We start from the raw sequence: 14,788 nt of genomic DNA, 5'->3' as shown, positions 1-14,788 counted from the left end.
GAAATTGTACAGATCGGAACAGCTTAACTGTTGGACGCCGCCAGTGTCACAGGCGATTGGTCGGGCGTATAACCGGAAGGGGTATGACCGGTAAAGGATTTGAATTCGCGGATAAAATGGGACTGGTCAAAATAACCACAATCATAGGCAATGGCCGTCAGCGGCGCTTCATTTCTGATCACCAGCTGCAAGCTGTTTTGAAAGCGATGAATTTTGCTGTACAGCTTGGGCGTGAGACCGGTATATTGCACAAATAGTTTCTGCAGGTAGCGGGCAGTAATGCCATAGCGGGCGGCCACGTTCTCTATATTATCAAAAAAGCCCGGCTGGCGGATTTCATGCATCACGCTGTCCAGCATGCTCACTTTAGTATGCCTTTTTTCAGACCACAACAGCCGTTGCCACAGAAAGTCCTCCAGCAACAGCAGTCGTTCCCGCCAGGCGGGTGTTTCCTGCAAACGTGCATGCAGCGCAGACACCTCCCTGCCAAATACCTCGCGGAAGTCGCTGACCTGATCGTTAAAGAGATCTACTTTATCGGAGAAAAAGAATGCGGCGGCATGGGGGAAAAAACGAACGCCCAGCATCGTGTTACGGCCTTCGGAACGCACCGGCAGCGGTTTGGTGATCTGGCCCCACAGCTCCACCGGCGGCGTGGCCTTAAACCCTGTGCCGTTGTCAGTCAGCCAGTGGCCGGTACCTAAATTAAAGATGATTTCCATGTTGCCGCTGGGGAAAACGGTATCTTCAAATGCCGTGGCAGCATCTGATTCATAAGTGTAATAACACTTTACATACTGTTTCAGCCTGTCACCCGGCCTTATTTCCTTGTATTCCATGGCTGTTGCTGGTACCGGAAGGTACGACAAATCCGGTCCGAGGTCAAAAATATAACCCTTTGACTGGTCATAATTGTACAAAACGGAACAAAAAAATTCTACTTTCACACCCTCTTCTTTCAAACAAGCAACTATGGAAACATCCCACATCCTTCCTGTCATACAAGCGGTGTTTAAAGGCGCCGACGCCCGGGACTGGGCCTTAGCAGAACGTTCATTTGCACCCGAAGTGGTATATGACTATACCTCCATGGCCGGCGGACAACCGCTTACCCTTACTGCTGCCGCTATTATCGGCATGTGGAAACAGTTTTTGCCCGGCTTCGATAAAACCGAGCACCGGATCTCCGATTTTAAGATCGCCGCAGAAGGCGATGCCGTGGCGGTGCAATTCAATGGTCATGCGACGCACGTGATCGATCAGGCGGTATGGATAGTAGAAGGCACCTATGAAACCAGGCTGGTACAGACAGCTGACCGCTGGCAGCTTACCTTCTTCAAATTCAACCTGCTACGCCAGGAAGGCGACCTGCAACTGCCGGCGCTGGCGCAACAACGCGCAGCACAAGGGCAGTAATATCACAACAAGGGGGCCGACCTTTCCGGCCAGCCCCCTTGCATGGTAGCAACAATCTTATCGTAATAGTTTATTTCTTTTGTTGTGACAGGAAGTTGACCAGTGACGCAAATTCCTCGTATGATAACGCATTGGCGAGGCCTGTCGGCATCATAGACGTTTTCATTTCCTTACGGCTGAGAATATCCGCTGTTTTGACTGTATACACTTCGCCGGCAATGTCTCTCATGACCACTTTGGTGGCGGTTTCTTCCGTAATGAAGCCAACGTAGGTTTTATTTCCCTTAGCCGTCACCGTTACCGTGGCAAAGCCCTGGGAGATAGATGCATTGGGCTTCAGGATGGATTCTGCGATACGCTCGCGGTTCATGATGGAACCGATCTGTCCCATAAACGGCCCTTTCATCTTTTCTTCCCTGGTAAGGCTGTGACAGGCCACGCAGCCCTGGTTGACGAACAGTATCTTTCCTTTAGCGGGATCGCCTTTTATCTGTTTCACCGCCAGGAGTACGTCTTCGATAGATGATTTACCCACCTGTCCTTTTTTGCTTTTTATCTTTTCCAGGTCGACTTTAGGTTCTTTTGCAGCAACAGCCTCTGTTTTCTTCAGCGGTGCAAAAGCGGCGATCTCCATTCTGTGGCGGGCATCCAGCTCACGGAACTGCTCCATGCGTGCCGGATCGGCTTTCAGGGCTTCTTTCTTCAGGAATTTTTCGATCACCGGTGACCCTGCCCACAGCACAGCTTTGTAGTACGGGCCATGTGAATCCGGGCGGGTGCCCCACCACCAGGACGCATCGTATGCAGCCTCTTTTTTATACAGGCGGGCCAGGGTGGTCAGTATCTGTTTTTTCAGTTTTATGTCTTTTGAGTGCTGATAGGCAGCGATTAAGCCGTTCACCGCTTTTTCATCATGCATATAACGCAAAGCCCATAAGGCCAGCGCCGGATTGGGGCCGTTTATTGCCGACACGGCCGCATCTACGGCATTCAGTTCCACCAGCGCCCGTACGGCGAGGTGCGGCAATATAATAGCGGCGTTAGGTGTAGCATGCGGACCTTCCTTGTCTTTCGCCGGCGCCACAAACGAGGCGGGCACTTTTGTTTGCAACAAAGCTGTGGCAGCGTCCAAGCGGCCGAGGCGGCCCAGTCCCACTATCGCTGCAGCGCGAACGCGGGGCGATGCGTCCTGCAGGCCATCCAGGAAAGGTTGCTCCGGCACGTCCGCCAGCAGGCCTTTACGATCGGCCAGCGCCCTTAATGCATGTTCCTTCATCGCCGCATCTTTGGTCAGTTCCACCAAAGCGGGGATACCATTTTTCCCTGTTGCCTGCGCATAGGTATACAGACCGGCTACGCGGGCATACAATGGCTGCTGTGCATCAGATGCGATCTTCAACGCAGCGGCAATTCCCTGCTGATCGTTCCGTTGCAGCAATTCGCGGGAGGCGCTTAACCGGGCTACCGCACTGGCTGACTTCAGCATGCCAATCAGCTCATCCACTGAGGCTTTGGCCGGGTCTGGGAATGCCTTATAAGTCCAGTTGTTTGGCACGGCACGCACCACAAAGCCGATGGTATCGCTGCCGGAGTAACCGGCGCCATCCCATGCGGAAAGGTAAAGCCTGCCTGACCCGTCAACATCCAGGTCGGTAATTTGCGGCAGCGCTATAAAATCTTCTTCTTTTTGTGTGAAGGTAGGCCCGTCGGGCGTTACACGGTGAATATACAGCATGCTCCTGCCCCAATCGGCCATCATGGGAACATTGTTGTATTTCTCAGGCCAGCCTGGTTCGGCCATGAACAGGGCGCCGGTACCGGAACCGCCGCCAAGGTCCGCCAGGGCAGGTACTATTTCATCTGTAAAATGCTGGAACAACACCGGGTATCCATATTCGCCGGACTGAAGGTGGTGCGAGAAACGTACGTTCCATCCACCGCCGTCGTTGGTATTTTCTCTTGTGAAGACATTCATGTAGGGATCGATGGCCACGTCATACACATTGCGTGTGCCATGGGTGAACACTTCCATTTCCGTGCCGTCGGGGCGCACTCTCACGATCCCGCCACCCAGCATGGTCAGTTTCTTGCCGGAACGGTCTGTGGCATCATGGAAGCCAAAGTCGCCCACCGCGATATAGATCCAGCCATCAATACCCATGCGGATACCATTAGTGGCGTGGTCTGTTCCTCTTTCCTGGATATATTTGGTGTTGCTGAGATGTTCAATGAGCGGCTTCGGGGGGCCGTCGGCCTTCCCATCGCCATCTTTATCTTCAAACACTACGAGGGCCATCCCTGTGGCTTTCCCTGTTTCTTTGGAAAAAGTGGTGTGCAATACAAATACCTGGTTGCCCATGACGATAATGCCACGTGGATTGTCAACATCGGCAAAATCCGTATGTTCATCCATTTTGCCGTCATTGTCCTTGTCTACCAGCTTCAATATCCGGCCTTTCCCCGGGTCTTTGCCAAGAGAGCCAATCATGTCTACGCCGACAAACACCTCGCCTGTGGGCGCCACCGCCAGGCAGGCCGGACTGGGTGTAATAGCAGGACCGGAAAACTTTGTAATAGTTAATTCAGCAGGCGTGGTTTGCGCGTATCCTGAAAACGGCTTTGCTGCGATGAGCGCTGTAAGGGAACAGGCCAACGCGACTGGAAATCTCGTCATTGTTAACTGCTTGTGTAATAGTGGAATTTTAATTTTATTAGCCGGTCAAGATATAAAAAAGTTTTTCTTATCGTGGAATTATTATTTGAAAGGCTAATGAACGGTTTTTATCAGATACTCCAACACCGGGTCTTTGTCCCCCACCTTATCCTGTAACTGTGGCTTCATCGCCACATCCGGCAGTACCGGCCCGTTTTTAGTTCTGTTACAATCGGCGCCGTGGCTCAGTGACGTGGTGGATTGTATCCTGATACCGCTGTTGGGGAGCACTATCGGGAACGCCTCTCCGAAATCTATTACATTTTCACCCGTAGGTTCCCCGAGGATAGTACCCAGTCCGTAGACCTTCACCACGTCGGCCATGGCCATGGCGCTGGAGAAAGTAAAGGCGCCTGTGATGAAATATACCTTTCCGTCGAACACAGTGTCTCTTTTAAAAGGGCCCTCTTTCGGGATACAGTCTTCGCTCTCCCACACCGTGCCGTTGGCATGTTGCAGATAACTGTCGGTGGTATCCCCTCCTGCTATCAGCATATCTTTATAAGGCTGGCTGATTTTCCAGCTTTTACGTCCCCAGGAGTATTTTTTATGGGTGATATAGCTGAACAACAGATCAGCCAGCAGGGTATTGCCACCGCTGTTTTGCCGGAGATCGATTGCCAGGTGACGGATGCCGGCTGTTTTGAATTCGTGGAAACAGCTGTCCAGAAAGGTGCGAAAAGCATTCACATTACCGCTCAGGCTTCTGACATCGATGTAACCCAGTTTGCTGTTCAGTAAACGGTACGTATACGGCTGTGCGATATGCGGCATGGTGGCGGCAAGCGCCTGTCTGAACGGCACTCCGGCAGATATGACAGTGCTACCGGTCAGGCCCTTGTTGTCTTTGTAACTTAGTACAAAAGGAGGTTGTATCCCCTTTAAAAACAGGAAGTAACTCAACAAACGGCTGGACGCTTCTTCCCGGAAGGATGGCAACCCGGCCATTCCACTCAGTATTTCTTCGTAAAGGGCGTCCATTTTCCGGCCATTAATATCGGTGATCTCTGCGCCTGCCGGAATACCCAGGTCGGCAGCCAGTTTAGCAGGAATATATATCCGGTGTTTATCCTGCGCCAGTTTATACGGGAAGAACTGGTCCTTTTTCATTTCATCTCTGAAAAAAGGTTGTCCCAGTTGCGGCGTACTGTGCGCATCCCCCAGCAGTGCCGTAATACGGTAGAATGTCCACACCAGATCACGGGTATGGATGGAATCTCCGATGGAGCGTTTAATCTTGTCTATGCCGGCGTTGTAGTCTTTTTGGGAGACATGCATAAACGGCGCGTAGTGTGAAGCCTGTAACGTGCGGGTGTATTCATCGATATCTGCGATTGCCTGCCGGCGTGACAGCGTCGACTGCCCCCGGCTGATATTTGTTCCCAGCAGCAGTGTCAATAGGAATATCCAGTTTTTAACATTCATGTAGCCGTTATTGTTAGGTATCAAGGCTGCCCAATATACACAATTTTGCCTCGGAATTCGTTACCTTGTGGCTCCTATAGGCCTGATACCATGGAACAACAACAGACCATTTTTGACAAGAGTTTTGACGAAGTTCATACCTTGCGCCGGCGCCAGCTGATGCAGCCGTGGCTGAAATTATACACCTGGATAACTATCGGTTTCGGCCTGCTTTTTTCTTTCCTGATTTTTAGGGAGTCGATCACTGCTTTTAAGGCATCCCCACAAGACAATGCCGGCTATATTGTTGGTTTCGCCATTGTGGGCATCATTATTTCGGCGATATACTTAGCGCCTGCGGTCCTGGTATGGCTCGAAGTCAAATGGGCCATATGGTTCAACATCGTCATTGCGGCGCTCTGGGTAGTTACGATTGCATTAGGCACCATCATGTCGGGCACAGACAGTCTGTATGTTGGTGTCACTATCATCTATTTTATTCCCTTCTGGGCGGGACTGTTCCCGCTGCGGCGCAGATGGAGCAAAGAAGCGATATCCGGCCCGACGCTCCGGAAACTGCGGGGACAGCTTTAAACCTGCCGCCCGTGCAGGTTTAAAGCCTTTATTTAATCACTTCATAATGTGCGCCGATCACGCCCGACTTCAGTTGTTTTGAACGGAGCATTTTCAGTTTCACCGGTGTTTTCAGGTCTTCAAACATCCGGGTGCCGGCACCCAGTACAATGGGCTGAATCGTCAACTGCAATTCGTCGATCAGGCCAAGGTCCGCGAAAGACTGGGCCAGGCCAGGACTGCCAAATATTACAAGATCTTTCCCCGGCGTGGCTTTCAGCTTTTGCACTTCTTCGGTGATGTTGTCTTTGATCAGCCTGGTATTGTTCCATTCTGCCTTTTCCATGGTGGTGGAGAACACTACTTTGGGAATATCCTGTACCCATTGGGCGTGTTTCAGGCTACGCGCATTCTGTGTCTCCGGTTTTTCCAGCACGGTAGGCCAGTAACCGGCCATCATGTCGTAAGTGGTACGCCCGTACAGTGGCATGCCTACTGAGTCTACTATGGCATCGGCGTATTCCTGTAATTCCTGGTCATAGCTGATCCAGCCCAGGCCGCCGTTTTCGTCGCACACATAATTATCGATCGAAACGTGCATGAACAATACTACTTTTCTCATTTTTTCAGGTTTTTGTGGTTTAACTATTTTTTTGGATAGATGTGATTACAGCTAAGTAGCCAATGGTGGCCGTATTTGTCCGTGAGCACCCCAAACAGGCCTCCCGAGATGGTGTCCTGCAGCGGATGACAGGCCACCCCGCCGGCAGACAGTTTCCGGTAACAGTCCCTCGTTTCCTTTTCACCCCGGCAATGCAATAATAACGAAACTGCGTTGCCTTTGATCAACCCTTCCTCACCTACCATATCAGAGCCTGTCAGCACCAGCTCACCGCTCACCAGCGTGGCCTGCACCACTGCCTCCCTGAACGGTTCAGGCAATACTGCCGCCCCTTCCGCTTCTGCCACCGTCCGAAAGCTCAGGTCACCGCCCAGACATTCCCGGTAAAAGCTCATCGCCTCACGGCAATTACCATCGAAGGTGAGATATGCGCTAATTTGTATCATTTTCCTATTTTTGGTGACAACACAAAACTACTCCGCCGCGAAAAGATCTACGGCAGGGTTTCACGACAATTGAGAAAGGCGAAAACGACAACACCGTTTATGACAACAGCTAACCGTATGAAACACATTTCAATCCTGATACCCAGAGGCCAAAGCAGCCTGGTAAATATCGAAGGAAGCCTGCAAATACTGTCAGAGGTCAATGTCATCCGCGCCGCCAGAGGCGAAGCGCCACTGTTCAATATCCAGCTGGTAGGACTTTCTCCCAATACCAGCCAGCGTAACGGACGGTTCACCATCAACCCCGACGCGTTAATCGACGAGGTACATCAGACAGACCTGATCATTATCCCTTCCCTGCAGGGCGACCAGCAGCGGGCCGCGGAAATGAACCAGGAATTTATTCCGTGGATACTGGAACAGCGCAAACAAGGCGCTGAAATTGCCTGTCTTTGTATAGGCGCCTTTTTCCTGGCAGCCACCGGCCTGCTGGACAACCGCCCCTGCACCACCCACTGGCAACTGGCAGGACAGTTCTCCCGGATGTTCCCCGATGCTAAAATGGTGCCTTCCCAGCTGATCACTGACGAAGACGGCATCTATACCAGCGGCGGCGCTTTCGCCTACCTCAATCTGCTGGTATATCTTATTGAGAAATATGCCGGCCGGGAAATGGCCATCGACATCGCTAAAGGATTTCTCATTGATATAGACAGAAAGAGCCAGTCGCCCTTTATTATTTTTGAAGGACAAAAAGCACATGACGACCAGGAAATCAAAATGGCGCAGGAGTTCATCGAACAAAACTATCCCGAAAAAATCACCATCGATTTTCTGGCCAATAAATTTGCTATCGGCCGGCGCAACTTTGAACGCCGGTTCCAGAAATCCACCAATAATACGGTCAATGAATATGTGCAACGGGTAAAAGTGGAAGCCGCCAAACGCAGGCTGGAAACCACCCGCAAGAACGTCAGCGAAGTCATGTACGAAGTAGGTTATACCGATACCCAGAGCTTCCGGGAGATATTCAAACGACTGACCGGTTTAACGCCTGTAGAGTATCGTAACAAGTACAACGAAACCGCTATTGCATAATCATCTTCTTACTTTTCTTTACGCGCCTGTTCGATATCATATTCCAGTTCCGGATCAATGTTCTGCGCTTCCACCTTTTTCTCTTTTTCCATTAACAGCTGATGATTGGCCGCCAGCCACGCCAGCTTCTTTTTGCCATAGCTCAATCGCGTAAACAGCACAAACAGCACCGGCACGATAAAGATGGCGATACAGGAAGAAGCCACCATCCCGCCCTGCACCGTTACCCCGATGGTTTTGCGGGACTGCGCACCGGCGCCTTCGGCCAGCACCATCGGCATCACACCCAATATAAACGCCAGCGAAGTCATAATGATAGGGCGCAGACGCAACTTCACCGCCTCCAGCGTGGATTTGATCAGGTTCTCCCCACGGTCTACCCTCACCTTCGCAAACTCCACGATCAATATCGCATTCTTGGCAGACAGCCCTATCAGGGTGATCAGCCCGATCTGCGCATACACATTATTGGACAGCGCCGGCATGGTGGTGAGCGCGAAAATGGCGCCGAAAGCGCTGATAGGCACCGCCAGCATCACGGAGAAAGGCACCGACCAACTCTCATACAATGCCGCCAGGAACAGGAAAACAAAGATGATGGAAAACAGGAAGATATACACCGTCATAGAGCCCGCCTGTATTTCCTGGTAACTCAACCCCGAAAATTCATACGTATAACCTCGTGGCAATACCTTCGCTGCCACTTCCTTCAGTGTTTCGATGCTCTGGCCGGTGCTGTAGCCCATCGGCGTAGAGCCGTCCACTTCAGCAGAACGAAAAATATTAAAATGTGTGATCAGCGGCGCCGTGGAAATAGGCTTGTAACTTACCAGCGTGCTTAATGGCAGCATCTCTGCGGCTGAATTGCGGACATAATATTTTTCCAGGTCGCTGATCAGCGCACGGGTGGCGGTGTCTGACTGCACAATGGCCCGGTAGGTACGGTTATACAGCGTGAAGTTGCCTACCAGCCTGCTGCCCATAAACCCCTGTATAGTACTGAACACGTCTGCTACGTTTACGCCCAGCTTCTGACACTTTTCCCGGTCGAGCGACAATTCGAATGCCGGCGTGTGTGCGGCATAGTTACAGTATGCCGTAGCGGTGGCCGGCTCCTTTTTCAGTGCGGCTACAAACTTGTTCATCACCGTTTCAAAAGCATGGATATCATCGCTGGTATTGCCCTGCTCTACCTGCATACTAAAGCCCGCAGCGGTGCCCAGCCCCCTAATGGCCGGCGATGCATTGATGGTAAGCCTTGCGTTACGCACTCCTGCCGCTTCTATACGTTTTTTGATCACGGCCATGATACCGGGTATCTGTGTCTCCGGCGTGGTACGTTCGCTCCACGGTTGCAGCATACAAAAAATGCTGGCGCCGTTGGAAGTGGCGCCACCGCTTAACACGTTCATGCCGGAGATAGCGTTGTAATGTTTTATCCCCGGTGTTTCCCCCACCACTTTCATCACCTTCATGAGTGTCTGCTCCGTTTGTGTAGTGGCCGTTCCTTCCGCCAGCTGTATGCCGATCAGCACACGGCCGCCGTCTTCTGAAGGGATAAAGCCCGAAGGCTTACTTTTGAAAAGCACAATGGTGCCCAGACAGATCACCAGCAATGTCAGCACCACCAGCATGGTGTATTTGATGCAGTAACGGACGCCATTGGCATACTTCACGGTTACTTTATCAAACCAGTTATTAAAACGAAAGAAAAAACGATTGAGGCCTTTTGACTGCTCATCGACCGGAGAAGGCCGCAGCAACAGCGTACACAGCGCCGGTGTCAGCGACAATGCTATAAACGCAGACAGCACCACCGATATCGCGATGGTAATGGCAAACTGCTGGTACAATTTTCCCGTGATACCGGGAATAAAACCCACCGGCACAAATACAGATGCCAGGATGAGCGCAATAGCCACCACGGGACCGGATATCTCTTTCATAGCGCGGTAGGTGGCCTCTTTCGGCGACATCTGCTCACGGTCTATAAAATGCTGCACCGCCTCCACCACAATGATGGCATCGTCCACCACAATACCGATGGCCAGCACAAAACCAAACAGCGTCAGGGTGTTAATGGTAAATCCCAGCGGGATAAACAAAATAAACGTGCTGATAACAGACACCGGGATAGCAATGATAGGAATGATGGCGGAACGCCAGTTCTGAAGGAACAGGAACACTACCAGTACTACCAGCCCCAGGGCTTCAAACAACGTCTTCACTACTTCGGCGATAGACACCTGTATGATGGTGACATTCTCAAACGGTACAGCATAGTCCACATCGGGAGGAAATGATTTTTTCAGGCGCGCCAGTTCGGCGTACACGTTTTCCGCCGTCTGCAAAGCATTGCTGGTGGGCGACTGGTACACCATGACCGTTGTGGCCGGATGGCCGTCTGCAAAACCCTGATTGCCATAGTTGAACTTACCCAGGTTAACCCGGGCGATGTCTTTGAGGTACACCAGCTCACCGGTGGCCGGAACCTTTTTGACCACTACTTTTTCGTATTGTTCCGGTTTGGTGAGCAGGCTGTTCACCACGATGGTGTATTCATGCGTCTGGTCACGGAACTGTGGCGGCGCGCCCACTGCCCCTGCGGCGATATAAATGTTCTGTCGCTGCAAAGCGGTGATCACATCTGCCGGCATCAGGCCATAGGAAGCCATCTTTTTAGGGTCCATCCAGATACGCATACTGAACGGGTTACCGCGCGACTGCACGTCCCCCACGCCCGGCACACGCAACAGGGCGTCTACGATGAACGTACTGGTGTAGTTGTCCAGAAAAGTAATATCGTGTGTGCCTTTAGGTGAGTAGATGGCCAGGTTCATCAGCTGGTCCGGGTTGCGCGCCCTTACCGTCACCCCCAGCTGGCTTACTACGGAAGGCAGTACCGGCGCGGCGAGTCCCACCCTGTTCTGTACGTTCAGCGTGGCGATGTTCACGTTGGTCCCCACGTCGAAGGTTACATTGATATTGGCGGAACCGGTCTGTGTATTGGTGCTCTGCATGTACATCATGCCCGGCACGCCGTTTACCTGTTCTTCTATGGGGATGGTCACCGTTTGCTCCACCGTCTGTGCGTCAGCGCCGGTATAGTTGGCGTTGATGCTGACACCGGGCGGCGTGATTTTGGGGAACTGGTCCAGCGGAAGCTGATACATACAAATAAGACCGGAGATCGTGAGCACAACAGATATCACGATCGCGGTAACCGGTCTTTTTATGAATGTATTGGCAATCATCCGTTTGCTGGTTTATCAAAATCGCGTGAGCGTTTTATTTCAAATTCCAGTTCAGGGTCTATGTCCTGCTGTTCTATCTTGCTGGCTTTTTCCATCAGGCTTTCATGGTGTTCCTTTAACCATGCCAGCTTCTTCCTGCCGTAAGACAGCCGGGTGATGACCACAAACAGTACCGGCACTACGAAAATGGCGATGGTAGAGGCAGCGATCATGCCGCCCAATACGGTGAAACCGATGGTGCGGCGGGAAACAGCGCCTGCGCCGGTGGCCAGTACCAGCGGCAGCACGCCCAGGATGAAGGCCATAGAGGTCATCACGATAGGGCGCAGCCTCAGTTTCACGGCATCCAGGGTGGACTGCATCAGGTCTTCCCCCCTGTCTACCCGCACCTTCGCAAATTCCACAATGAGGATCGCGTTTTTGGCCGCCAGACCGATAAGCGTGATCATCCCGATTTGTGCGTACACGTTGTTTGTCAGCCCGGGCACCAGCCACAAAGTGAAAATAGCGCCGAAGACACCGATGGGCACCGCCAGCAGCACCGAGAAAGGCACCGACCAGCTTTCGTACAACGCCGACAGGAACAGGAACACAAACGTGATGGAAAATATAAAGATATAGATGGTGGCCGATCCTGCTTTGATCTCTTCATGGCTAAGCCCGGAAAACTCGTAGGCATACCCTTCCGGCAACACTTTCGATGCCACCTGCTGTAATGCCTCAATAGTTTCGGAGGTACTGTAGCCTACTCCCGACACACCGTCTATCTCCGCGGAGCGGAAGATATTAAAATGCGAGATCAGCGGCGACGTCTCCATGGGCTTATAGCTGACCAGCGTGCCTAATGGCAGCATCTGCCCCGCCTGGTTACGGACATAGTACTTGTTCAGATCGGATATGACGTTGCGGAAAGCGGTATCCGCCTGTACCACCACATGGAAGGTACGGTTGTAGGTCGTAAAATCGTTGATGTACATACTGCCCATAAACGCCTGTATGGTGGTAAAAACATCGCCTACATCGGCGCCCAGCTTCTCGCATTTCTCGCGGTCCACCGTGACCGCAAATCCCGGGGTATGCGCATTATAAAAGCTATAAGCACCGGATATGGCCGGGTTCTTATTGGCTTCTGTCACAAATTTACTGACCACGTTCTCGAATGCGTGGAGATCGTCAGTGGTGCTGCGTTGTTCTATCTGGAGACTGAAGCCTACCGTAGCACCCACGCCGGGCAACGGCGACGGCTGTACGACCTCCACGTTGGCATCATTAATACCTGCGTCGGCAATTCGTTTTTTCAGCTCCGTGATAATACCCGGCACCTGCTCCCTTCTACGTTTTCGTTGGTCCCAGGGCGTTAGTTGCAGGTAGATGGTGCCGCAGTTGGAATTGGACGCGTTGTTGATCACGTTCAGGCCCGACAACGCGGCATAGTGGCCTACTCCGGGTGTTTCCGCCACCACCTTCATCAGCTTGTCCATCACCTGTACCGAACGTGTGGTAGAGGATGCAGGCGGCAGCTGATAGGTGACATACAGGTTGCCGTCATCTTCTGAGGGAATAAAGCCGGATGATTTATGCGCAAGCAAAAAGAATGCAGCCCCGCAGATGATCAACAATAGCACGATCACCAGGGCGGCCCGTTGAATACTGCGGTCCACGCCACTTACGTACCTGTCCGTGATACGGTCAAACCACCGGTTGAACCCTGAAAACAATTTACTGATGCCTTTTTCCTTCCTGGCAGGGTCTGTTGGTTTCAGCAACAGGGTACACAGCGCCGGCGTCAATGACAGCGCCACAAACGCCGAGATGATCACTGAAATGGCAATCGTAATGGCAAACTGCTGGTACAGCCGCCCGACGATGCCCGGGATAAATCCTACCGGCACAAATACCGCCGCCAGTATCAGCGCAATGGCCACCACCGGCGCGGAAATATCTTTCATGGCATAGTACGTGGCCTCTTTGGGCGACATCCCTTTTTCATCCATATAGTGCTGCACCGCTTCCACCACAATGATGGCATCGTCCACCACAATACCGATGGCCAGCACAAAACCAAACATGGTCAGCGTATTGATGGTAAATCCCAGGGGTATAAAAAAGCAGAAGGTGCCAAAGATAGAGACAGGGATGGCCAGCACGGGGATCAGCGTGGAGCGGAAGTTCTGTAAGAAGACAAATACTACCACCGCCACCAGGGCGAGGGTCATCAACAGTGTCACCACAACGTCGCTCATGGATACCTTCACCACTGTTACGGATTCGAAAGGTACTTTGTACTCCACGTCTGCCGGGAAAAACTGCTTCAGCTGCTCCAGCTCTTTATAAATACCAGCGGCTGTCTTTAATGCATTGCTGCCCGGCGCCTGATAAATGCGCAGGTAAGACGCACGATGGCCGTCCACGAAAGAGTTGCTCGAAAAGCTGAACTTGCCCAGCTCCACCCTGGCGATGTCTTTCAGGTATACCAGCGCTCCGGTGGCAGGCATGGTCTTCACGATAATGTTTTCGAACTCCGATACTTTGCTTAGCCTCCCATTGACCAGTATGCCCAGCTCAAAAGTCTGCGTACCGGATTGCGGCGGCACGCCCGCTGAGCCGGCGGCCACCTGTACGTTCTGGGTGTTCAATGCGTTGATGACGTCCTGTGGTGTGATGCTGTAGGCAGCCATTTTCTCGGGATTCATCCACACCCGCATACTGAAATTATCGGCGAAGCTGTTGATAGTGCCTACGCCGGGCACCCTCAACAGTGCGTCCTGGATGAAAATATTGGTGTAGTTATCGAGGAATGTAATATCGTGTGTGCCTTTGGGTGAGTAGATGGCCACCATCATCAACATACTGGGGTTGACGGCGCGCACCGTGAGGCCGAGGCGGGTGGCCGCACTGGGTATCAGCGGCGTGGCAATGCTGACGCGGTTTTGCACGTCCAGCGTGGCGATGTCGATATTGGTGCCGATACTGTAGGTGACAGTCGCCTGCATGTTGCCGTTGTTGGAGCTGTTGCTTTGCATGTATTCCATGCCGGGCGTGCCGTTTACCTGCTGCTCTATGGGCGTGGCCACTGTTTGTTCGACCGTCTGTGCGTCCGCACCGATATACTGCCCGTTGATCTGCACAACGGGCGGCGTGATGTCCGGATACTGGTCAACAGGCAGGTTGAGGATACACACGCTCCCTGTCAGTACCAGTAAAATGGATACCACAATGGCCGTAACGGGTCTTTTGATGAATGTATTTGCAATCATGCGGC

Annotated in this window: 10 protein-coding genes; 3 read left to right on the top strand and 7 right to left on the bottom strand. The window is 52.2% G+C overall.

Features of this window, described 5'->3' with window-relative positions:
* Positions 1-23: 23 nt before the first annotated feature.
* Complete coding sequence (locus HGH92_RS34240; RefSeq protein ID WP_168873925.1) at positions 24-947, bottom strand: DUF6597 domain-containing transcriptional factor; 924 nt, start codon at positions 945-947, stop codon at positions 24-26.
* A 25-nt stretch (positions 948-972) separates the two neighbouring features.
* Between HGH92_RS34240 and HGH92_RS26980 the strand changes: the two genes are divergently transcribed.
* Positions 973-1,416, top strand: coding sequence for a nuclear transport factor 2 family protein (locus HGH92_RS26980; protein WP_168873924.1), 444 nt, complete (start codon positions 973-975; stop codon positions 1,414-1,416).
* 70 nt (positions 1,417-1,486) lie between these two features.
* On the opposite strand, the gene HGH92_RS26975 is transcribed toward HGH92_RS26980, so the two are convergent.
* Both HGH92_RS26975 and HGH92_RS26970 read right to left on the bottom strand, forming a co-directional pair.
* The gene (locus HGH92_RS26975; protein ID WP_168873923.1) at positions 1,487-4,090 is read right to left on the bottom strand and encodes a c-type cytochrome; all 2,604 of its coding nucleotides are present in this window, start codon (positions 4,088-4,090) and stop codon (positions 1,487-1,489) included.
* 93 nt (positions 4,091-4,183) lie between these two features.
* On the bottom strand, positions 4,184-5,554 hold the full coding sequence (locus HGH92_RS26970) for a S41 family peptidase (protein WP_168873922.1): 1,371 nt from the start codon (positions 5,552-5,554) through the stop codon (positions 4,184-4,186).
* A 90-nt stretch (positions 5,555-5,644) separates the two neighbouring features.
* On the opposite strand from HGH92_RS26970, the gene HGH92_RS26965 reads away from it, so the two are divergent.
* Entirely contained in the window at positions 5,645-6,127 is a 483-nt protein-coding gene (locus tag HGH92_RS26965) for a hypothetical protein (protein ID WP_168873921.1), read from the top strand.
* Positions 6,128-6,155: 28 nt separating this feature from the next.
* On the opposite strand, the gene HGH92_RS26960 is transcribed toward HGH92_RS26965, so the two are convergent.
* A complete protein-coding gene (locus tag HGH92_RS26960) occupies positions 6,156-6,728 on the bottom strand; it encodes a dihydrofolate reductase family protein (RefSeq protein ID WP_168873920.1) in 573 nt (190 codons plus the stop codon).
* A 23-nt stretch (positions 6,729-6,751) separates the two neighbouring features.
* Positions 6,752-7,174 carry a VOC family protein gene (locus HGH92_RS26955; protein WP_168873919.1) on the bottom strand — a complete coding sequence of 141 codons (423 nt, stop codon included), beginning with the start codon at positions 7,172-7,174 and terminating at the stop codon, positions 6,752-6,754.
* A 117-nt stretch (positions 7,175-7,291) separates the two neighbouring features.
* Between HGH92_RS26955 and HGH92_RS26950 the strand changes: the two genes are divergently transcribed.
* Positions 7,292-8,272 carry a GlxA family transcriptional regulator gene (locus HGH92_RS26950; RefSeq protein WP_168873918.1) on the top strand — a complete coding sequence of 327 codons (981 nt, stop codon included), beginning with the start codon at positions 7,292-7,294 and terminating at the stop codon, positions 8,270-8,272.
* An 8-nt stretch (positions 8,273-8,280) separates the two neighbouring features.
* Here HGH92_RS26950 and HGH92_RS26945 read toward each other — a convergent pair whose 3' ends face one another.
* Positions 8,281-11,526: an efflux RND transporter permease subunit gene (locus HGH92_RS26945; RefSeq protein ID WP_168873917.1), complete on the bottom strand. Its 3,246-nt coding sequence runs from the start codon at positions 11,524-11,526 to the stop codon at positions 8,281-8,283.
* Positions 11,523-14,783, bottom strand: coding sequence for an efflux RND transporter permease subunit (locus tag HGH92_RS26940; protein WP_168873916.1), 3,261 nt, complete (start codon positions 14,781-14,783; stop codon positions 11,523-11,525). The genes HGH92_RS26945 and HGH92_RS26940 overlap by 4 nt, the downstream gene beginning before the upstream one ends.
* Positions 14,784-14,788 lie beyond the last annotated feature (5 nt).

It is taken from the genome of Chitinophaga varians (genome assembly GCF_012641275.1).
GTDB lineage: Bacteria > Bacteroidota > Bacteroidia > Chitinophagales > Chitinophagaceae > Chitinophaga > Chitinophaga varians_A.
The sequence above is the reverse complement of the archived record's forward strand: the minus strand, read 5'-3'. Positions and strand labels throughout refer to the sequence as shown.